This is a genomic window from Dellaglioa sp. CoH-55-MRSF-7 (assembly GCF_056782235.1).
Window position 1 is genome coordinate 48,449 of sequence record NZ_JBXAYI010000005.1, and the last position, 23,219, is coordinate 71,667.

General features: G+C 36.1%; 18 protein-coding genes. 13 read left to right on the forward strand and 5 right to left on the reverse strand.

Annotated elements, in window-relative coordinates:
* The first annotated feature begins 85 nt into the window (after positions 1-85).
* From AC1RPU_RS06170 to AC1RPU_RS06185, 4 genes are all read left to right on the forward strand, one after another.
* A complete protein-coding gene (locus AC1RPU_RS06170) occupies positions 86-1,015 on the forward strand; it encodes an alpha/beta hydrolase (protein ID WP_481761762.1) in 930 nt (309 codons plus the stop codon).
* 137 nt (positions 1,016-1,152) lie between these two features.
* Positions 1,153-3,576, forward strand: coding sequence for a hypothetical protein (locus tag AC1RPU_RS06175; protein WP_481761761.1), 2,424 nt, complete (start codon positions 1,153-1,155; stop codon positions 3,574-3,576).
* A 51-nt stretch (positions 3,577-3,627) separates the two neighbouring features.
* The gene (locus AC1RPU_RS06180) at positions 3,628-5,727 is read left to right on the forward strand and encodes an L-type lectin-domain containing protein (RefSeq protein WP_481761760.1); all 2,100 of its coding nucleotides are present in this window, start codon (positions 3,628-3,630) and stop codon (positions 5,725-5,727) included.
* A 115-nt stretch (positions 5,728-5,842) separates the two neighbouring features.
* Positions 5,843-6,556: a hypothetical protein gene (locus AC1RPU_RS06185; protein ID WP_481761759.1), complete on the forward strand. Its 714-nt coding sequence runs from the start codon at positions 5,843-5,845 to the stop codon at positions 6,554-6,556.
* A 35-nt stretch (positions 6,557-6,591) separates the two neighbouring features.
* Here AC1RPU_RS06185 and AC1RPU_RS06190 read toward each other — a convergent pair whose 3' ends face one another.
* Together AC1RPU_RS06190 and AC1RPU_RS06195 are read right to left on the reverse strand one after the other, a co-directional pair.
* Entirely contained in the window at positions 6,592-7,425 is an 834-nt protein-coding gene (locus AC1RPU_RS06190; protein ID WP_481761758.1) for an undecaprenyl-diphosphate phosphatase, read from the reverse strand.
* Between the two features lie 140 nt (positions 7,426-7,565).
* On the reverse strand, positions 7,566-9,005 hold the full coding sequence (locus AC1RPU_RS06195; protein WP_481761757.1) for an amino acid permease: 1,440 nt from the start codon (positions 9,003-9,005) through the stop codon (positions 7,566-7,568).
* Between the two features lie 256 nt (positions 9,006-9,261).
* Between AC1RPU_RS06195 and AC1RPU_RS06200 the strand changes: the two genes are divergently transcribed.
* From AC1RPU_RS06200 to AC1RPU_RS06235, 8 genes are all read left to right on the forward strand, one after another.
* A complete protein-coding gene (locus AC1RPU_RS06200; protein ID WP_481761756.1) occupies positions 9,262-10,818 on the forward strand; it encodes a hypothetical protein in 1,557 nt (518 codons plus the stop codon).
* A 200-nt stretch (positions 10,819-11,018) separates the two neighbouring features.
* Complete coding sequence (locus AC1RPU_RS06205; RefSeq protein WP_481761755.1) at positions 11,019-11,651, forward strand: WxL domain-containing protein; 633 nt, start codon at positions 11,019-11,021, stop codon at positions 11,649-11,651.
* Between the two features lie 49 nt (positions 11,652-11,700).
* Positions 11,701-12,417, forward strand: a complete 717-nt coding sequence (locus AC1RPU_RS06210) for a WxL domain-containing protein (RefSeq protein ID WP_481761754.1) — start codon at positions 11,701-11,703, stop codon at positions 12,415-12,417.
* A gap of 30 nt (positions 12,418-12,447) precedes the next feature.
* Positions 12,448-13,125, forward strand: coding sequence for a WxL domain-containing protein (locus tag AC1RPU_RS06215; protein WP_481761753.1), 678 nt, complete (start codon positions 12,448-12,450; stop codon positions 13,123-13,125).
* A 41-nt stretch (positions 13,126-13,166) separates the two neighbouring features.
* On the forward strand, positions 13,167-13,838 hold the full coding sequence (locus AC1RPU_RS06220) for a WxL domain-containing protein (protein WP_481761752.1): 672 nt from the start codon (positions 13,167-13,169) through the stop codon (positions 13,836-13,838).
* Between the two features lie 93 nt (positions 13,839-13,931).
* Positions 13,932-14,273 carry an LPXTG cell wall anchor domain-containing protein gene (locus AC1RPU_RS06225; RefSeq protein WP_481761751.1) on the forward strand — a complete coding sequence of 114 codons (342 nt, stop codon included), beginning with the start codon at positions 13,932-13,934 and terminating at the stop codon, positions 14,271-14,273.
* Positions 14,274-14,407: 134 nt separating this feature from the next.
* Positions 14,408-15,010, forward strand: a complete 603-nt coding sequence (locus tag AC1RPU_RS06230; protein ID WP_481761750.1) for a pentapeptide repeat-containing protein — start codon at positions 14,408-14,410, stop codon at positions 15,008-15,010.
* Between the two features lie 213 nt (positions 15,011-15,223).
* A complete protein-coding gene (locus tag AC1RPU_RS06235) occupies positions 15,224-17,659 on the forward strand; it encodes a hypothetical protein (protein WP_481761749.1) in 2,436 nt (811 codons plus the stop codon).
* Between the two features lie 46 nt (positions 17,660-17,705).
* On the opposite strand, the gene pepF is transcribed toward AC1RPU_RS06235, so the two are convergent.
* A complete protein-coding gene (gene pepF / locus AC1RPU_RS06240) occupies positions 17,706-19,514 on the reverse strand; it encodes an oligoendopeptidase F (protein WP_481761748.1) in 1,809 nt (602 codons plus the stop codon).
* A 173-nt stretch (positions 19,515-19,687) separates the two neighbouring features.
* Here pepF and AC1RPU_RS06245 point away from each other — a divergent pair, with 173 nt between their 5' ends.
* Positions 19,688-20,026, forward strand: coding sequence for a YxeA family protein (locus AC1RPU_RS06245; RefSeq protein ID WP_481761747.1), 339 nt, complete (start codon positions 19,688-19,690; stop codon positions 20,024-20,026).
* A 107-nt stretch (positions 20,027-20,133) separates the two neighbouring features.
* Here AC1RPU_RS06245 and spxB read toward each other — a convergent pair whose 3' ends face one another.
* Positions 20,134-21,885 carry a pyruvate oxidase gene (gene spxB, locus AC1RPU_RS06250; protein WP_481761746.1) on the reverse strand — a complete coding sequence of 584 codons (1,752 nt, stop codon included), beginning with the start codon at positions 21,883-21,885 and terminating at the stop codon, positions 20,134-20,136.
* A 202-nt stretch (positions 21,886-22,087) separates the two neighbouring features.
* The gene (locus tag AC1RPU_RS06255; RefSeq protein ID WP_481761745.1) at positions 22,088-23,170 is read right to left on the reverse strand and encodes an LCP family glycopolymer transferase; all 1,083 of its coding nucleotides are present in this window, start codon (positions 23,168-23,170) and stop codon (positions 22,088-22,090) included.
* Between the last annotated feature and the right edge of the window lie 49 nt (positions 23,171-23,219).

Here is a 23,219-nt window from a genome sequence, read left to right on the forward strand (position 1 = left end):
TTATTTTTTTAAATTAAAACGTGAATTATAAAATAAACAATGCTATAATACGTTAATGGCATAAACGATAAAGGAGTTTCTTTGAATGAAAAAGAAAATTATAATTTGGATTGTCAGTATTTTAGTGTTATTAGCGGTTGCAATTACAGGGGGTAGTTTCTATCTCTATCACTATGCCATTCAAAATACAGAAAAAACATTAACGGGAACATCAAAAGGAACACCAAAGCGAACAATTGAAGCAAAAAAATGGTTGGCCAGTACTAAAAAAGAAAACTGGACAGAAACATCAGCAGGTGAAAATTTAAAATTAGTTGCTGACTATGTACCGGCGGCAACTAAATCTTTAAAAACAGTTGTTGTGGCACATGGTTACATGGAAAATAAAGAAAGTATGGCTTCATATATAAAATTATTTCATGATAATGGCTATAACGTTTTAGCGCCAGATGATCGAGGCCAAGGTAAAAGTCAGGGCGATTATATTGGTTTCGGATGGAAAGATCGCTTAGATTACATTAAATGGACCAAAAAATTAATTGCCGAAAAGGGAACAGATCAAAAGATTGGCTTGTTTGGAGTTAGCATGGGTGGTGCTACTGTCATGATGATGAGTGGTGAAAAGTTACCAACTCAAGTTAAAGCAATTGTTGAAGATTGTGGTTATACAAATGTTGAAGATTTGTTAGCTTATCAATTGAAACTCCAATTCAATTTACCAAAAGAACCATTAATAACAACTTCTAGTTGGGTAACTCAGTTACGTGCGGGCTACTCTTTTGCAGAAGCTGACTCTGTTAAACAATTAAAGAAAAATAAATTACCAACATTATTCATTCATGGCGACAAGGATGATTTCGTTCCTAGCGCAATGGTTTATGACAACTACAAAGCCTCAGCAGGTACGAAGGAATTGTGGATTGTGAAGGGCGCAGGTCACGGAAAAGCGTTCAGTAAGGATCCAGAATTATATACTAAAAAAGTCGTTAAGTTTATGAATGATAATTTAGATTAATAATAAAATCATTTATTTTTTAAATAACATCAAAAAGTGTGGGGGTACCCTCTATTTTTGATGTTTTTTTTTGTCTGTATCATGCTATCATATTAGTTATTATAGATGAACTTTGGGGAAAATAGGTGGGGGCCAACATGAAAATTAATAATAAATTAAAATTAACACTACTAACTTTTGGGTTATTCTTTTTAGTTAATGTAACAAGTATCAAGGCAGATGCGGATTATGATTCTGCAAAAGCATCAGCACCTCGAGCAATTTTAATGACAAATTTATTCCAGACGGGTACTGGTGCTGGAGTAGTAGCAACTAGTGGTATGGTCGAATTAACCGATACCAATAAAGATCCTAATTCGACTAATCTGGCTGCTAAAACGATGGTTAAAATTACGGATGCTAAGAATCAAAAAGCAGCAATTTGGTCAACAGACGAAAATTCATTTGATATTAATACAAGTAGTAAAGCTTCTATGTGGATTTATTTTGGTAGCAAAACGAATACTGCTGGGGATGGGATGGCACTTGTTTTTCAAAATGATGCAAAAGGAAATGCTGCTATTGCAACTAAAGCAGGTGAAACGTTAGGTGTTTGGGGAGACGATTCAGTGGGTACGGGATCCCCCAATAATACTGCTAGAGGCGCTATTCAAAATAGTTGGGCGCTAGAATTTGATACTCATTTGAATAATGGTAATAGTTCAGGAAACGGATTTGATTTAGATCCTAGTTTAGCACCTAACCATATTGGTAGTGGGTATCCAGCTGTTGAGGCAACATACACGGATAATCATACAATCTCTTCTTCAGTTAAACTAAATCATTTAGGCCTTATTAATTATAATGGGTTCTTATCAAATCGGGCATGGCATCATGTGACAATTGATTATAAATCAGTGAGTGCGAGTGCTGGGTCAATGACATATACGATTGATGATAAAAAACCAATTTCAGGAACAGAAGACTTGGATCCTACTGAAGATACAAGTCAGACAGGGCAGACGGCAAGTGTTCCAATTGATAAATCGAAATTTAATTCTACAACGGGTAAAATCCGTTGGGGATTTACAGGGTCAACGGGTGACTCTTTTGAAAATAACTTAGTTATGTTTGAAACTGTACCAGGTCTTGTTAATGCGACTGCGGTACAAACTATGACGGATATTACACAAAATAACAAGGATGTCTCGGCTAATGGAGAAGTAAAAGCTGGAGATAAAGTAAAATTCAACACTACCGTAACTTACGATAGTGGAAAACAATCGTGGACAGGCATAGGTGGATATTTAAAATACCCGGCTAATAATATAAAATGGACTGGGTATGAAATACCTAACGATTTTGGTACAGGAAAATTTCCTAGTAATATCTATGGAAGTGACCCTGCTGGGTTATCCGGCGCGCAAATACCTGAATTATCTACACCTGGACAAAGTTCACATATTTCATTTATCGGTGAAGTAATGCCAGTTGAAGTGGATACACCAGTGACTGTTTCAGCAGGTCAATTCATCGGAAGCAATGCAATGATTGATTCTAATCCTATTAGCTATACGATTAAAGCATCACCAAAAACAGCCTTAACGATTGATGGCCTTAAAGATATTGATATTAATTATGGAACGGATGCGACGATTAGTGGAACGGTAAAATCTAGTTTAGGTGGAACTTTTGCTAAAGGAACAACGGCCAGTGTGACACTTAATGAGGATACAACACCTATTAAGGGTGATGTCGCAACGGATGGTACATTTAACGTAACGATTCCAAAGGACAAACTAACCACTGGCGAATATTCTTATAATGTTCAAGTAACAGATCCAGATGGTAATACGACGCAAAAATATACACAAAAAATTAATATTAAACCCGTTTTAACTTTAAATGATAATAAAGGAACCGTTGTAGCGCCATATACATTGATTTTCCAAGTAGCTGATAATAGTGCAGCGTTAACAACGTACTATAAAGAAGGAAGTACTGGAACACCTGTTGAATTAGAAAAATATACAAATACTAAACCAGGTTCGACACAAGATCATAGTGTAGCACTAGATACAACTAAGTTTGCCATTGGAACGCACGAGTTAACTATTTATTCGGTTGATTCTGAAGGAAACATTTCTAATAACCAAACAATCTCTGTTGTCGTAGGATTGTTGAGTATTTCATCAGATGATTCAATTAATTTTAATAATAAAATACCAGCGAAAAGAAGTATTTTAAACCGTGCTTCAAGCTATATGCTTAAGTTAGAAACGTCAGCAGCTAAAAACTGGACATTGTCTGTGACTGCAGGACCACTAACTGCAGCAAGTGATAAAAGTACTTTAAAGCATTCAACTATTGGGTTTCGTAATTCAAATCAGGAAAACACGTTACCGCTTTCTCCAACGTATGGTACAATAGTGTCTACAGGAGTAGGTCAAGCAACTACGGTTGAAAAAAGTTGGTCAGCAGATTCTGGAATTGTATTGGATGTTGAACCAAGTGAAATTAAAGTAGCTGAAACCTATAGTTCTGAATTAGATTGGACGCTAACGAATGTACCAAATAATTAATAATAAACTTAATTGTCGGTTAAATTCAAATGTCCGGGGGGAGATAGGATTATGACAATATTACGGCTGAAAGCTGTACTTTTTACAGGTGTGTTAGTGACATTAGGGCTTAGCTCTACAGGTGTTAATGCTGATGATTATTCTAACGCAGTGGCATCGGCACCAGACGCATTAGTATCAAATGGACTTTTGACACCTGGAACAACAGGAACACAAAATAATGCAAAAATTGTAACATTCGATGCTAGTGGTAATGTTGTTTCTGAAACAGCAGATAACGCAGATAAATCAATTATAAAAATTACGGATGCAACTAACCAAGTGGGATCTGCCTGGTCTACAGCAAACAATAAATTTAATCTTAATAAAAATAATAAAATGTCAATGTGGATGTATTTCGGTAATCAGGGTGCTAATTCTGGTGATGGGATGGCTTTTGTTTTACAAAATGATAGCCGTGGTCTCAGTGCTATTTCTGGTGGAGGCGAATCATTAGGTGTTTGGGGTGTTGATAAAGGTGGATCAGAATCTACCGTTGCAGGAACAGCTATTAAAAATTCATGGGCGTTAGAATTTGATACACATAAAAATAGTGAGGCAAGCAAGGGTAACGGATTTGATAATTTAAACACTATCCAAGACAATCATCTGGCAAGCAATTATCCTAATCAAAGGGCTACTTATGAACAAAATGGTTTTTTAAGTAAGTATAATAAATTAACTCATGATGGACTACTTGCTGTCGCTGACTTATCTAATGGAAGATGGTGGCATGTGTCAATTGATTATAAATCAACGTCTACAACTGCCGGCTCAATGACCTATACTATTGGAGATAAAGTCCCCGGTACGGGTGATGTATTAGGTGGTGGTCTTGCAAAGACAGTTCCAATTGATAAAAGTAAATTTGCGAGCACTGATGGTCAAGTGACTTGGGGATTTACGGGCGCAACAGGCGGTAACTGGGAAACAAATTTAGTGATGTTTGAAGAAATATCTGATTTAGTTTCTGTTACGGCGACGCAAAAAGTGACAGATACTACCCAGAACAATAAGGACATTACCGCATCAGGAATTGCTAACAGCGGGGATAAACTTAATCTTCAAACAACTTTGAAATACAATGATGGAAAGCAAGATTGGAAAAAAATCGTTGCTTCGTTAAAAACGCCTAATGCTGTGACGTTAGACAAAGAAGGTATCATTAAATACGCCGATGGAACAACGCAAACATTTGATACAACAACTAAAGATGGTGTCATTACATCAAGTCTAAATAAAAACTTATCAAAAAGTAATGATACAGCAACGATCAGTATGAATGGGACAGCTAAAATTGTTGCTACAGATACCAAAGTAACAAGTCCAATTAGTACATTTAATGGTCAAAATACGATAGTAAGATCTCAGCTAGCTACGTTTACCATTAAGGCATTAAAGCAGAAGATGACACTTTCAGGATTGCTTGATAAAACAATTGATAGTGGTCAGTCGATTAAAGTTACGAGTAACGTTAAAACAGATACACTAATGGAAAATGATAACGTTACGATAACAACGATGCTGAATGGTAAAGCCTTTAGTGATAAATCAATGCTATTCAATAAGTTGGGTAGCATTGACTACGCTGAAGTGCTGCCTGCAGATAAGTTAAACGTTGGAAAAAATACTTATACGGTAAGTGTTGAAGATCAATATGGTAATTCAGTAACGGGTCAAGAAATTATCACTGTTAATGATCCAGGTGTTTTAGAAATAGCATCGGTAACGGGTGCATTAAATTTTGGACAAAGTGATATTCCAATACCCAACGAAGAAACAACCTATAGCCCTGTAGAAGAATTAAGTATACAGGTAGTTGCATCGGTACCAGGTACATGGAATTTAAAGCTGACTGGAACTGATGTTGTTGGAGCCAGCGGCACTGTGCTAAAAGATGCATTAATTTACAAAGAAAAAGCGACAGATATTGGGACACCTTTAAAAGACCATTCGATAGATATTGCGGGTGGGAACTCATCTCCTAACCAGATAACTAAAACGTGGGCAAAAGATACGGGAATTCTATTGCGTGTTAAACCTAGCGAGGTTAGAAGTGAAGAATATGATGCTTCAGTGCAATGGAATTTGAGTAATGTACCAACTAAATAAGTAGTATTAGTGAAAAAGGATAACAAAAGTTATCCTTTTTTTATTTATGTTTTGCAATTATTGCCATCTAGGATATTATGGACTATGTAGAGAGAATACGGAGGATAGATAACTAATGAAAATGACCGTTGAACAATTCATGTCCGCTATTGAGTTAGAGGCGTACACAAAGATTTTTTATACTGCCACACCAGAAGATGTCCAAGCGATTGGTGTACCAGAATTATTCGCTAAGTGTTATGCTGATTTAGAAAACAATGTACGGGATGGTAAGCTTGTAGAAGTTCAATTGATGATTGAATATCCTGAAGGTACCGCAATTTTTACACTTGAAGCAAATATCCTTAATTTACCATACAAATATTATAAAAAGTTACCCAGCTTCTTTAATGAAGTAACAGATGAAGCAGAAGTTAATGTCTATCTGATTGTTGAGTCACCAATTCTGAACGCATCTAAATTAAGAATCGATGAAATTACATCTGTGACTAATTATTTAGAAAACCCCAGTGATCATAATATGACAAGCACAACTATGATTGCTGAAAAGATAGCTTTCCTTGAAAATCCACCTATTATTGAAGAAAAAGAACCAGTTGTCGTTGAAAAGAAAAAGAAAGCTCCAGCTAAGAAAAAACCAGCTGTTAAAAAGAAACCAGCAGTTAAAAAGACGACGGCTACAAAAAAAGCGACAACAAAGAAAAAAACGACAACTGTAAAGGCGGCAGCCAAGAAAAAGCCCGTGGCCAAAAAGGTACCCGCTAAAAAGAAACCGGCTGTAAAGAAAGTAACTACTAAGAAAAAAGCACCAGCCAAGAAAACTAAATAAAAAAACGCCGATATTATCGGCGTTTTTTTGTCTAATTATTTAATGAAGAAATAGTAAACGAGTAGCAAGGCACCTAAAATAATACGGTACCAACCAAATGGTTTGAAATCTTTCGACTTGATGTAACCCATCAAGAATTTGATTGCAACAATTGAAACTAAGAATGCGACTACACAACCAAGTAATAAGACGGCTGTTTGATCACCGGTAAAGCTATAACCATTATGGAAGTATTTAACTAATTTGAGTAGACTGGCACCGAACATAACTGGAATTGATAAGAAAAATGAAAATTCAGCAGCAATGAATCGAGAAGTCCCTAATAAAATGGCACCTAAAATAGTTGCACCAGAACGTGATGTTCCGGGAATTAAAGCAAGAACTTGGAAAACACCGATTAGTAACGCTGTTTTGTAAGTAACTTGATTGAATGATGTAATAGAAGGAACAGCATCGGCTTTTTTGTTTTCAATAATAATGAATAAAACACCATAAATAATTAACATTAAGGCAACAACTGGGAAATTATATAATTTCGCATTTAACCAGTCATCAGCAACTAACCCAATCACAGCAGCTGGAAGTACAGCTACAATGACTTTACTCCATAGAGACCACGTATCTCTTTTTTCTAATTGCGATTTTTTTGGAGAAAAAGGATTTAATTTATGGAAATACAACACACAAACTGCTAGGATAGCGCCCAGTTGGATAACAACGAAGAACATTTCCATGAAAGCAGCATTTTCTTTTAGTTGTAAAAATTCGTCAACTAAAATCATATGTCCCGTTGAACTAATAGGAAGCCATTCTGTAATTCCTTCGACAACTCCCAAAATAATAACTTTTAACATAACAATAATATTCATACAAATAGATTCCTTCCAAAATTTTATTTAACTGCTCTAGTATACCTAATATGAAAATTAAAAACCATAAAATTAAATAAACCTTATGCTTTTAGGCATAAGGTTTATTTGTGAATATAAGATTTTAGTTAAGATTAATTTTATAGGGCTTTTTTGTTACCGCGACGTGCAATTGCAGGGAGGATTAAACCTAATGCAACTAAGACAAGTGGTGTGACAATATTAAGTGTTAATTGGAACAAGTAGTTAGAAGGGCTATCTGAGTAGTTTAATTTAGGAACAACTCCTAGGATACAAGCGAATGCAGTGAATAAGAAACACCAAGCACCAACAATGTAACCAACGACAGGATTCTTAACAAACTTGTAACCGGCTTTGAAATTCTTCAATTGTTTGTTTAATAGCATGTAAGCGAAGAATACCCAGAGATAACGCATAGGCATGACAACCGCATTTAGGTTCAATAACCATTTGTATAATGCGTTCATGTTACCAATCCCGATTGCAGGAATGATAATTAAAATACTAACTAAAACACCAGTCATGGCATAACCATTAACGGGAGTTCCTTTTTTATTAAGTTTTGACAAGCTTTTAGGAATGAAGTTTGGATCAGCATCACCTAAAAGAATTTTTAATGGTGCATCAATTGAGAAAGCAAGCGCTGAAATTTGAGCCATCGCATTGGCAATTGCGTATAGAATCATGAATAAATTACCTACGTGATAGAAACTACCAAGACGTAAGAAACCTTCGTAAGGACCATTTGTGATTAAATCATCAGGGATGTTAGTTCCGTTAAATAAGAATCCCATAGCGAACGAACCTAAAATAGCACAGATGGCAACCATTGCGGCCAATGCTAACATTCCTTTTGGAAATTCTTTAGCTGAGTTTTTTGTTTTATTAACATAGGGAGAAATCTTTTCAGCACCACCAACAGCGAAAACTAACATTGAAATCGTTGTGAAGTAGGCGAAGTTAAAGTTAGGTAGATATGATTTAATGGCACCCATATCAGGTGTTTGAATTTTAGCATGCGTCATGAATGGCGCTGAAACTGCCAACAAGATGAATAATAATGACATAACGAACATTGCTGTTCCGGCAACACTACCAATTCGACTTAAAGTAGCAAGTCCCTTTGAGGCAATCCATAAGAAGAAAATGAAAATGACTAAGCCCATAAGTGAAACGGTCATAGCAGAAGTTTCATTAACGAAATTTCCGTTACCTTTGAATAACCAACTAAAGGCAATTAAAATACCTTGTGGTTTTTGTGCTAGGTAAGGAATATGTACGACCCAATAAGTCCAAGCTGCATAGTAGGCAAGTCTCTTGGTTGAAGTTTCTTTCACCCATGAAGACACACCACCGCTGGCATCTTTAAATGTTGAGCCTAATTGACCAACAATTAAAGTATAAGGAACAAAGTAAAAAATCATGATTAAAATCCAAGATGTAATAACAGTGAGTCCTTGGTTAGCAAAGTTGTTAAAGACATTTGCAAGTCCCCAAACGGAAACGAATGCAATTAAAGCAACGTTATACCAACGTAATGTTTTTTCTGATTCTAGCAAAATAATAGCCTCCATATGGATAAAATATTTTATGATACTGGTGCAGTGATAGCTATGGTTAAGTATAAAGAAAAATGAAATAAAGTACAATCAAATTTTGTGATACATACTATAAGAAGTAAATATAATTATGATTAAAATGTCAAAAAAACACATCTAGGTCGCAAATGTTGAATGTTGTCTACCGAATATAGATGATATTATAACGGTAATTGGTTAACGACATAAACTAAAAAGAGAATCCTGGGGGATTATTATGAAACCAAAAAATAGAATTGTGATAGGTAGTTTGTGTGCGATGATGTTGTTCGGGGGAACAGCGTTGAATGAAACTATATCAGCAAGTGAACAAGAAGAAGCAACTAGTTCAAGTATTGCGACTATAAAAGAGCAAACTTTAGAAAATGTATTAAGTGAATCAACAGAATCAAATAAGGCAGATTCTAGTAGCTCAAGTAGTAGTGTATCTGATGAAAAAATAGATTCAGAAGTTGATACGACAAATGCAACAAGTTCAGAATCAGCGTCGTCTACACTATCTAGTGAAAAACTAGATAGTCAAAAAGACGAAAAGAAACAAGTAGAACAGGCTAAAAAACAAAGTAGCACAACACGTACGTTATTTGATGATTATAAAAATGCAGAGATTGTAGGGATGTTTCTGGGTGGAAGTAAAAAAACGATTAGCATTGACGATGTACTTAGCAAAGAATCAACAATAATGCCTGCAGATGCAGCGTTAGCTGACCTATTTTATAGTCAGGATGATGCGGGTAATGGAAATAGCGTTGATGGCTCAGGAACACCAGAAGGATCACCTGGGTACTATCCTGCCGTATCTTTAGATAACTACGTATTCAATGTGCAAGTAACCAAACCAGATAGTACGGCAACAATTTACGCACCTTTTCATCCAACATCGTATGATCCAATAGAAACACTCATGCAAGCACCAGTTACAATTAAAAATTCTGATCTAGCAATTGGGGAAAATAAAGTTGAGCTTACAGCTACAAGAGTAATAGGTGGGGGAACTAGTTTTCCAACTAAGGGAACTATCATTGTAACCATACCAAATCCTAAGATTAAAGTAGATGCAATTGCAGGCGATAAATTAGACAGTACGACTAATACGGATATCCCAGTAGTTGATGTCGCAAGTACTGAGTACCCAGTGAGCTACACGGTGAATAGTGATCATGCAACGACCTTAACAACTCAAATTACAGATTCTTATGGTGATGTAGCACACACCAGTCAATATAAGGAGGAGTACGATAATAGTAAAACGCTAGGTAAAGATCATACTAATACGATTAAGATGACCGACTTGACGGTTAAACAACATACAATAACCGTCACAACAACGGATGATCAAGGTAATGCGACTGTTAAAAAATTCATCCTTAATGTTAAAAAACCAACTAAAACGTTAAAAATTAATAGCATTAATAATTTAAATTATGGAGATAAAATTAAAATACCAAATGAAAAAACCAATTTAACACCATTAATTGGTCTTAATGTGGACCTTTCAGCTGTGGATGCCGGTAACTGGGTGTTGACTGTAAAATCAACAGGATTAACTGATGATCCAGATGCTTTGGTCTTTAAAAGTGATGCCAATGCTACAGAGCAAATCATTAATGATGCTGGCATAACCGTTTTATCAGGTAATGGTGTAAATGATACAGGAAAGGAGTTTAACGATGATGGAACCGGTATTTTGTTAAAGGCAGATCCATCAAAGCTTAGAGCAACTGCCTATAAAGCAGACTTGAATTGGACATTATCAAGTGTCCCAGTAAAATAACGTCAAAAAATGACACCTAACACGTAAATGTTGGTCGTTTTAAATGAAATAATTTTGGTATTATAATTTTATAGAAAAGAATAACTAAATAAGAATTAAGTAATTATGACTGTCAAAAGAAAACACTTAACCATGAAATATTGACCGTTTTTAGGTCAAATATCGACTATAGTGAGTGTATACGAAAAATGGGGGAAACAATGATGAAAAAAACTTTATTAACAACAGTAATGATTAGTGGTGTGGTATTAGGTTTCGGAACAATAAGTAAGGTATCTGCAGCAGATACTGCTACATCAAAAGATACAACGGCAAGTGCCACGTTTACAGCTGGCGGAATAGATCCAACAGATCCTAATAGTGCATCATTGTCAATTACAAATGTCACAAGTAAAGTTGATTTTGGTAAAGAAGCAATTTCTGCAGCGAATACTACATTAAATTCAAATAGTGGTATTAATGTAAGTGTTAGTGATCTTCGTGGAACATTTGTTGGTTGGAGCGTTAAGGTTAGTGGTACACCATTTATGAGTGTTGTAGATACTGTTGCTGATCCTACAGCTAAATCTGTAGAACTAGAAGGTGCTACATTGTCACTCCCTGATGGTACTGCATCGAATAATATTGGTGACGTACCTGAGGTAACAGCAACAGCTACAGGCAACGTCTTAGATGGTGGTGCAACAATTAGTGCACCTGTTGACAAAGGTGCAGGGGAAACTACAACAAGTTATGCACAAAAGGGTATTAACTTAGGGGTTGTTGGTGGTACAGCACATGCTGCTGCATACTCAACAACATTAACTTGGACATTGACTGACGCTCCTGCTTAATTAGGTTAGAGTCGGGTGAAATATTAAAAAAATTTGGGGGAAATATATTATGAAAAAAAGTTTAACAAGTTCATTATTAGCAACAACAATTTTAGGTGCAGGTTTAGCAGTATCAAGTAACGTAAATGCTGCAGATACTGTCTTACCAGATAGTGCAACAACTGACGGTTCAGTAACATTTACACCAGGTACAGATCCAACAGACCCAGTTGACCCAACAGACCCAGTTGACCCAACAGATCCTGGTGATGGTGGTGGCGGTGAAACAGGACATGCTGGTCCTTTAGCAATTGTATATGCAACAAAGGCTGTAACATTTGGGATTCCAAAAGATGATGGAACTGGTTCTGTTAGCACTACTGTACCTGTTTCAGCAAGTAAACAAGACCTTAAAGGTAGTAACTTTATTTCTCTTCAAGTTGCCGATACTCGAGGAACAGATGCTGGTTGGACATTATCAGTTAAAGCAGATCAATTCAAAAGTACAAAGTCTGGCGAATTAGCTGGAGCTGTCTTAGCTTTAGGTAAAGGTGATAATACCTTAATTGGTACCGGTGCTACACCAACACCTGCATCAGCTGCTGCAGTTGCAGCGGTTACTGATGGTGGAACTGTCTTATCAGCTAAAACAGGCGAAGGTGCTGGTTTAAATGCAGATAAGATTCGTGCAGACAACATGACTTTGACAATTCCTGCAGGTTCAGCTAAAGCTGATACTTATGCAACAACGTTAAACTGGAGTCTTTCAGACGTACCAGCTGTTTAAATTAAATAACAAATTCGGGGGAAATAAATTATGAAAAACGTATTAACAAGTGCATTATTATCAGCAACAATCTTAGGTGCAGGCTTAGCAGTATCAGGTAGCGTAAACGCTGCTGATATGACACCTGCAACAACAACAACTGGTGTTCAATTTAAAGCTGGCGATGAAGGACAAGTTATCCCTCCAGTTGACCCAACAGATCCAACAAAACCAACAGAACCTGGGGATAACGGTAATACTGGTAACAGTGGTAATCTTGCTATTATCTATGCTACTAAAGCAATTAGTTTTGGTACTGAAAATGAAATTACGGCAAATACGGTTAACTTAACGTCTGATACAGATGTTGCAGTTGAAGTTGGTGATGTTCGTGGAACAAATGCTGGTTGGACTTTATCAGTAAGTTCTAAGCAATTAGCTAACGCTGATGAATCAGAAAAACTTGGCGGCGCTGCAATTAGTTTAGGCGCAGGTGCTGTTTCAGTTGGTAATGGTTCTACAGCTAACCATGCAGTGTCATCAGCAATTGCTGATACAACAACTTCTGGGGTTGTTCTTGGTGCTACAGCAGACGCTGGTGCAGGTATTAACGTTGATAACATTAAAAAAGAAAATGTTAAATTAACAATTCCAGCTGGCGTTGCTAAAGCAGATATCGCGTATGCTTCAACGTTAACATGGACTTTATCAGATACACCAGCTGTTTAATTATTTACAATAAAAAAGATAGAATTATGGGGGATTAGATTATGAAAAAAGGTTTAACAAGTGCATTATTAGCAGCAACAATTTTAGGTGCAGGTTTAGCAGTTTCAAGTCATGTAAATGCAGCAACACTTGCTCAAGGTGCATCAACTGATGCTAGTGTTTCGTTTAAGGCTGGCGATGAAGGACAAGTAATCCCTCCAGTTAACCCAACAAACCCAACAGACCCAACAGATCCTGGTGATGGTGGTGGAACTGGTAATAGTGGTAACCTTGCTATTGTCTACGCTACAAAAACAGTAGACTTTGGTTCAGATATTGAAATTCCTACAAAAGCATTGACTGTTAAATCAGCAAAAGATCTTGCTATTGAAGTTGGGGATGTTCGTGGAACAAATGCTGGTTGGGCACTTTCTGTTCAAGCTGACCAATTTAAGAGTGGTAGTGATGAATTAACTGGTGCTGTTCTTTCAACAGGCAAAGGTAAAGTAGTTGTTGCTGAAGCAACAACTGGAACAACTACAGCTGTTTCAAATGCTGTTACAGATTTAACAACAGCTGGCGTTGCTTTAAATGCTGTTAAAGATACTGGTAGTGGTGTTACTGTTGATACACTTGCAGCTGGAGACATTTCATTAACTGTCCCTGCTGGTGTTGCTAAAGCAGAAGCTTACTCAACAAAAATGAACTGGACACTTTCTGACGTACCTGCTTAAATAAGTTGTTTAAAAAGCATTATATGGTGGCAATCACTATATAATGCTTTTTAACAAGAATCTTTAAAGTATTCCTTGGGGGAGGTTAGTCTCATGAAGAAAAAGATTATGATTATAGCAATGTTACTTTTGGGAGTTGTCATGCTGAATACTAATCAAATGGTTAGTGCGGCAACAACCGAAGCCGGTTCTACGAATGTGACTATCGGTTTTAAAGAGAATACCAAAGTGACACAACCAACTAGTGTACCTGAAAGAAAAACGACTGTTAATCCTGAAAAAGACATAAAAGGCTCAGTATCATCTGTAGGTGGTATTTTACCACAGACAAATGAAGAAAAATCTGTGATGGTTGTCTTAGTAGGATTCGTTCTAATATTAGGAGCACTACTATTATTCTTTATTAAAAAGGATAAAAAAGAAAATAAAGGTTAAAGAAAAGATAAATCAGAATAATCTGATTTATCTTTTTTATTATCTTCTAACTAAAAAAGGTCTTAAGTATTTGTGAATAAATATGTTAAAATTTATAAATAGCGTTTTAAGTAAACATTTAGGAGTGAATTATTTTGGATAATCAAGTTGTTGAAGGACAAACCATTTCATTTGATGATATTAGATATGGATTAACTTACCATAATTGTACGATTGAGGCTTCTTTTGAGACAGTACGAGTTGATTCAGTCACTTTTGATCATTGTACCTTTGAACAAACTGACTTTGTGCGTAGCGAATGGTTAGATACTGTAATTGATCATTGTGAGTTTTTGAACGCAGAATTTAATGAAAGTTATTTTTTTAGAACTGAAATTAAAAGCTGTCGGATGATGGGGTGTGACTTTTCTAATCGTACTGTTTTTAAAGAAACGACATTTAGAGATTGTCAGTTAAGCTATTCTAATTTTAGTGTCGCTAATTTCCAAGAAGTTGAATTTAGACGTTGTGATTTAAAAGAAACCAGTTTTCAAGCGGTTGAAATCAAGAAGAAATTAACATTCCCTGAAAGTAATATTGAAGGTTGCGATTTTATTGAGACCAACATGAAGTCTGTGGATTTCTCTGAGAGTGAATTTGAAACAGTTATACTGGATCCTAAGCTGGTTCGTGGATTAACGATTAATGCTTACCAGGCAACAATTTTAGTTGCTTTATTAGGTATTAAATTGAAGTGAGCTTACAATATTGTAAGCTTACTTTTTTATTTAATGATACATTATAGCTGACGAATACTGGTATACCAATTGGCATACAGGATTAAATAACTATTACCTGAAAAGGACCCTAAAACCATCAAATAATGAGCGTTTATAAGAAATTTATGGATAATATTAATTCTATTTAAGCGTATACTATAAGTAATAAAGATAGAGAATGGGGTGCGGGTTATGGGGATTAATCATAAAAAAATAAATTTATTAGTGTTTGTTTTAGCGGCGACTTTCTTAGCTACTTTTTCAAGTGTGTCGGCAGAAACAGATTATAATTATGCAATACAGACCGCGCCAAGTGGGATCACTTTGAATGGTATATTTCAACGCGGAACTGGGGCTGGTGTATCTGAAGTTAGTAAAACAGTTAATTTAACGTCTGGAAATGTCATAACAACGGATGCAAATGCTGCTACAAAATCGGTCGTAACAATTACTGATAATAAAGATCAAAAGGCAGCTGTTTGGTCAACTGATGGTAATACATTCGATTTGAACAAAGATTCAACAGCGTCAATGTGGGTATATCTTGGTAATGGAGGCGCTGCAGCCGGAGATGGTATGGCATTAGTATTACAAAATGATGCTAAAGGAAATGCAGCTATTTCAACTGGTAGTGGTGAAACATTAGGTGTTTGGGCTAATGATATACTACCTGAGGGTATTTTTGGAACAACATCAGGTTATAGTGATGTTTCGAAACTAGTTAAAACAGGGATACAAAACAGTTGGGCGTTAGAGTTCGATACCTTTAATAATGGGGGTCAAACTTCCGGGAATAGCTTTGATTATACTGCTGTCACAGGTAATCACATAGCTAGTGGTTATCCTGCAGATACTAATAGTTATACACGGGATAGTAAAGACTCGGGTTTTTTTCCAATACACACCGCCTATTTTTACTATCAAAATCACCTTGGGTTAATTGATTACGGAGCAAATCTATCTAACGCGTTATGGCATCATTTGACGTTGAAATATTCTGCTGGAACGAGTACAACAGGCTCTATGACTTACACAATTGATGATAAAAATCCAAAAACAAATGTTATGACAACAGGTAAGAGCGCGACTGTGTCAATTGATAAGGCTAAATTCAATTCGAATGGCGCAGTTCGTTGGGGATTTACTGGATCAACGGGTGGTAGTTATGAAACTAACTTGATAATGTTTGAAAAAGTTCCAGGTTTAGTTGATGCAACTGCAACTCAGACAGTAACAGATACAACTCAAAAAAATAAAGATGTTACTAATGATGGTCTAGTACACTCTGGAGATTCATTAGATTTTGTAACAAATTTAAAATATTTAGGTGGTAAACAAGATTGGAAAACAATTAGTGCTGGCTTGAAGGTTCCCAATAATGTGACGTTAAAAACGGGAACAATTACTTATTCAGGGGCAGCAACGGACTCAGAAACCATTGATTTAACAAAGATGTCAAATGGGGCAATTGTTAAGGTCCTTAAGAATGATTTATCAACAGCTAAGTATTCAAGTGCAAAAGTAACACTTACAGGAACTGCTGACAAAGTTGCAGCCGATACAGTTGTTAATAGTCCAGTAAGTGAATTTTCTGGATCTAATGCGGTTATCCAATCAAATGCAGCCAAATTCACAATTGGAGGCACACGAACATTAACGATATCAGGAATTAATGACATCAAGGTTAATCAAAATGAAGCAGCAACTATTGCCGGAACAGTAGTTTCAAGTCTTGGGGGAACTTTCCCAGCAGGAACGACAACTGCAGCAATTAAAGTCAATGGTAGTTACTCAGTATCAGCTAACGTCGGAACAGACGGTAAATTTAGTGTTAGCGTTCCAAGTAGTCAATTAAAGGTTGGTAAAAACCCATATACTGTGATGGCAACTGATCAATATGGGAACCAAACAACGTCATATACGGCTGATATTATTGTGAACTCTAATAAACCAACGTTTACTTTAGATGATAGTGGTACAACAGTGAATGCGCCTTATTCTTTGAGTTACCATGAGTCTGATGATAGTGCAACCATTAAAACGTACTATCAAGAAGGGTCAAATGCACCTGTTTTAATGGAAACATATGATAACGTAAAAGCTGGTCAGGACCATTCTGGAACTTACAAATTACCAGATAACTTAGCAATTGGTAGTCATGTTTTAACTGTTTATGCTGTCGATACAGACGGTAATAAATCTGACGTGAAAACTATTACTGTCGTTGTTTCAGGTAAAATGGGACTAACAACTAACGGTAGTTTAAATTTTGGGACAACTAAAATTCCAGGAAAAACGACAATATTACCTCGTCAAACTGATTTTTCTGTAGCATTAGAAACATCATTACCTGGGACTTGGCAGTTGTCAGTTTCAGCAAGTGATCTTACTTCAGATAGTAATACAATTAAAGATGCGATTGTGTATCGAGCAACAGCCGGAGATAAGGCTCAAGTTTTAGGTTCGGCAAGTCTTGAAATTTTGTCAGGAACATCAACGACAAAAACGACAACCGTACCATGGGACAAAGATGCGGGTGTTTTGGTTAAAGCAGATCCAAGTGAAATCCATCGCGGTTCATATACAGCCCAGGTAAAATGGGTATTAAGTAACACACCACCTGCATAAAAAATAAAGGAGAGACACTAAACTTTTTAGTGTCTCTCCTTTATTTTTAAATTTCTTTCGTTAAAGCAATGATTTTATTCACGGTATCATCTAAAAATTGAATTGTTTGATTGAGAGGTTCATCCGTAGTGATATCAACGCCTGCAACTTTAGCTGCTTCAATTGGGGCTAATTCGCCACCTAATTTTAAGAAGGCAAGCCAAGCTTCTGTCGTATTTTCTGGATCTTTCAATAAGTTCAAGTGTGCTTGTGTTGAAATGGCAAGACCTGCTGAATATGTGTATGAATAGAGGCCCATGTAATAGTGTGATTGGCGCATCCAAGTTAGTTCAGCACCGTCATTTATTTCAACATCTGGTCCCCAGAATGCTTCAAGGACATGACGTTTAATTTCACTTAATTGATCACCATCAAATCCTTGTCCAGCGTCAATGAGTTGATAAACTTCACGTTGGTAAGCTGCTTCAAGTAAATGGGTCACAAAGTTATGGAAATAAGTATTCGTTAACATTTTTGAATAAGCAAAACGTTTTAAGCGAGGTTCACTTGATTGATTTTCAATTGAACTTGTTAGTAATAGTTCATTGAATGTAGAAGGCGCTTCAACCAAATAAGTAGAAGGTTCACTACCCAAAATTGATTGGTTATCCTGTGTTAAAATGGCTTGCCCTGCATGACCGAGCTCATGAATTAAAGTATAGACATCGGCTAATTCGTTCGTCCATGACATTAAAATATAAGGATGTTTGCCATAAGGAGTTGTTTCAAAGCCACCCGTTTCCTTACCAATATTTTGTGGAAAATCAACCCAACGTTCTGGGAATGAACGAGCAACCATGGCTTGATAGTCAGATCCAAGTGGCGCAACTGCATCGTTGACATATTTCTTAGCTTCTTCAATTGAAACTTCTGGTGCGAAATCAGGATCTAAATCGATTTGTAAATCAGCAAAGGTCATTTTATCTAAACCGCGAACTTCTTTGACATGTGCAGCGTATTTTTGCATAACAGGTGCTAATTTAGTCATGATTGTATCAATTTGACGATTGAATAATGAACGGTCAACTTCTTGTTCTGCTAATAAGTAATCAAAAACTGAATGATAGCCACGTAAAGTAGCAATTCTTTTCTCCATAGATACTTGATTATAATAGTTAGCCGCAATTGTATGCTTATAATGATTTAATGTTGTTGAGAAGCTTTTAAATGCTGCATGACGAATAGCTGCGTCTGGATTGTATTGGTACGTATTTTCATATAAAACAAATGACATTGGATATGTCACACCATTTACTTCAAAATCAGAAAAGTCCATATCAGCTGCTCGAGTTTGACCGTAAACTGATTCTGGTGCAGAAAAATTAGGTTGGAAGGTCGCAAGGACTTGTTCAACCTCAGGACTTAACTGGAATTCTTTTTGTTTCTTTAATTGACGAATATAAGCTTTTAATTTTGGATTTGTTGCAACAACGTCGTCCAATAATTTAACTGGATTTTCTAGTAATTCAATATCAAAGAAAACCAGTTTTGTCGTAATTTCGGCAGAAAGTGCTTCAAAATCGCGCATTAACTGATTGGCTGTTGCATCAGTAATATCAACTGCTTGCTGTAAAAATGCATAATGTTCAATATGTGATAAGCGAGTGTAAATATCTTCCAAGTCATTGAAGGCGGTACTAATTGGAGCTAGTTCTCCTAAATGGCTATGGTAAGTAGAAACAAAGGTTTGAACGAGGTCACGAACTAAATCGATATCCGTCTGGAATGCAAGATCATTTGGATAAATGGCTGTTAAATCCCATGTTAGTGCTTCAGGTACTTCATTTCTATTAACTAGTTGGTGAGTTTTTGTCATAATCGTAACCTCCTAATGTTTGTATGGTTAGTATTGTATCATTATATAGAATTAAATGAGTAAAAAAGGATTATAATATAATTTTTTGATAATCTTCGATTAGTACAAGTCAAATTAGTGGTTTAATGCATGGTTATTTGAGATTATGAATTAAATAAAAGGAGGTAGAATAAATGAAAAAAATAATTGTATTAATTATCGCTATTCTATTAGTTGGCGGCGGGTACTTATACTATAGGACTAATTACTCAACTCAGGATTACTACACACAGATAACAGAAACAGGTAAAAAAGTGGTTAAAAAGGATCAAAATGGAAAAACGTATGCCGATTATAGCTATAATCAAATGGCTTATAATACTAAAAATGAAGCTAAGAAATTAACGTTTAATGGGAATAAAGAAAGACCGTTACGTCAAGGCGCCTATTTAAAATTAGCCTATAATGAAAAAAAAGGTGTTATTTCATGGGAAGAAGTTTCAAAAAAAGATCTACCTGTAAAATTAAAATAGAACCCAAAAAAAAAGACTGTAATGAAGAGGATAGTTATCTTCATTACAGTCTTTTGTTATTTAAAAATAACTATCTCTTAGGAATAGCTATTTTATTCGTGAGGGCATTATTTTGAGTATTTCTCGATTAAATCATCTAAGACAAGTAAGTCTTCTGCTTCGTAACGTTTACGGTAAGCAGCGATTTCTTCAGCTGAGAAATGTTTTGGATCGACAGCTAAATCTTCAACAGGGATGGCACGGTCGTCAGTGATTTTAACATCAATAACAACAGGACCTTCTGCTTTTATAGCTGTTTCAAATGCGGCAACTAATTCGTCATGTGTAGAAACTGAGATACCAAGCGTACCCATAGCGCTTCCGACTTGTGCCCAATCTGCGTCATTGAAATCAATACCATAGAATGGTTGACCTTCATCTTCTTGTTCATCTTGAATGAAACCAAAATGTTGGTTAGAGAAGACAATATTAATGACATGTTGTTTGTATTTTACTTGTGTTAATAAATCTTGAACAATCATAGCAAATGCGCCATCACCGACAAGGTTAAAGACTTGACGGTCAGGGAAGGCTGATTTAGCAGCAATTGCTGCACCCATACCATAACCCATTGTTGCAAATAAGGCAGATGTTGTGAATTTTTGTTTAGGATTCATATCTAAGTAACGTAAGCTATTCATTGTAACATTACCAACATCAACTGCGAAAATGTCATCGCCTGTGGCATGTTTGTTGATTTCTTTAAAGACAGAAGCAGGTTGAAGTGGTGTTGTTGTCTTGTCCTCAAATTTCTTGAGGTAAGTACGCCAGTTAGCCATATCTTCAATAGTTGCATCGAAGAATGGACGACTTTCAACAGGAGCACCAGCTAATTCAACAAAGCGAGCTAATGTTTTCTTAGCATCACTGAGTAAAGCGACATCAACTGCATGACGTTTACCAATTTTTGATGCATCAATATCGATTTGGATAAATTTCATATCGGGTTTTAAGACTTTTTTAGTTTGTGAGAAAGGTAAATCAGCTCCTACAAAGACAACTAAGTCAGCGGCAGCAATTGCTTCATCAGCAGGTTTTGTTGCAACTCGGTAAGTTGACCCTAAGTTAGCACGATAACTATCAGGAACAGTTCCTTTATTGATAGCTGTAATAATTACAGGCATTTTAAAATGTTCAGAGAAAGCAATTACTTCATCAGTAGCACCTTTTGTACCAATACCAGCGAATAAAACAGGTTGTTTAGCTTCTTTAATAAGTGCTAAAGCCTCTTTAATTTTTGAATCATTTGGTTCAGGTAAAATAGGTGTTGTGTAATTGTGACCTGAAGCGTAATAACTGTCAGCGTCGATATCCATCCAACCAAAGTCATTTGGAATTGTAACAACTGCTACACCTTTGTATTGGTAAGCTGTTCTGATAGCTTGATCAATTACACGAGGTAAGCTTTCTGGAGTCATAACTGTTCTATTATAGACAGAAACGTCAGCAAACATTGGATTTTCGTTCATTTCTTGGAATGAATCCATGTTCATTGCAGATGAAGCAACCTGACCGATTAAAGCAAGAACAGGAACATGGTCTTGTTGTGCGTCATATAAACCATTGAATAAATGTGTTGCCCCAGGACCTGCTGAACCAAAGACAACCCCAACTTTACCAGTTAGTTTTGCTTCAGCGGCAGCAGCAAGTGCCCCAACTTCTTCATGACGTACTTGAACGTAATTAATGTTTTCTTTTTCTGATTCAAGAGCACGCATTGTTGTATTGAATGATCCACCGGGTAACCCATAGACATTTTCAACTTTCCAATCCTGTAATACCTTTAACATTGCAATTGATGCTTTAATTTTTTCTGACATAATATAAATCCCCACTTTCATTTAAATAACAAAGTATCTTGTACCATCTATTATTACACTTTATGGTACCGTTTACAAATGAAATGTATGAATAAAATAAATTTTTTTTACGGACCTATTTTCTATATGAAATTTAATCAATATAAATAAAAAAGCATCATCAGAAGTTGCCTTCTTGATGATGCGAGTAGTGTATAGGTCATTATTTTCGAGTTGTGTTAATTGTTGAATTTGTTAATAAAGTATTGCCCGTTTCTGCTTTAACTAAATCTAAGGCAGATCTAAGTTTATCGGTAATACGTTGCTTCTCTGGTGTATCAGCGACTTCAAAAGCTTCACCGTTAATCATGGTTCCAGTTCCTTGTAGGTGATCAGATTTTGAATGGTGCGTGGCAACACGATAGCTAGTTCCTAGAGTCACTAAATCATCAAATGATAAATCTGTTTTCAATTGAGAAGACATCGTGTCTAAGAATTTTTGATTTAATAAGTTTTGTAAGTTTGTACTCTGTAAGGCAACAGACATGATAATCTGGCGTTGACGTTTTTGACGGCCATAATCACCAAGTGGATCCTCATGACGCATTCGGGCATAAGATAATGCATCTGCACCATTAACATGAGTTTTAACACCTTTTTTAAAGTGTGCACCTTGATAGGTGAACGATAGTGGTGGTGTGACATCAACGCCACCAACCGCATTAACTAATGTTTCGAGTCCGCCCATATTAATGGTTGCATAGAAATCAATAGGGACGTTCAAATATTTCTCGACTGTTTTAACAGCAGAAGCAGGACCACCATAAGCATAGGCAGAATTTAATTTACTTGGGAATTCTGATTCATAACCAGAAACCGCAACTTCTGCATCTCGGGGTAAACTGACTAACGTCATTGATTCCGTTTTAGGATTTAAAGTTGCGACAATTAAGGTATCTGTTCGACCGCCAACTTTTGCACGGCCTAACGCACCATCATCGGTTCCTAAAAGGAGAATTGAAATTGGATAGCCTGATTTTAAGACTGAAGAAACGTTTCTAGCTTTAGCGACTTTTGTCGGCGTATAAATTGAATCAGCTGCTTTTTTTGCGTTTGCGTAAGCTCTGTATGCATAAATACCGCCACCGACCAAAAGTAAGAGCAATAAAAGAAGAATTAAACGACGACGTTTTTTATTTGGTTTTTTCTTACCATTTTTTGGCAACGATGAGTGACGATTTTTACTTGGATTAGAAGTGGAATCTGCAATTGATTCCTGCTGATATAGTTCTCTACGAGTAGGCATAAATATAAAATTCCCTCCAATTAGTAATGACTAAATTATTTCTTATCAG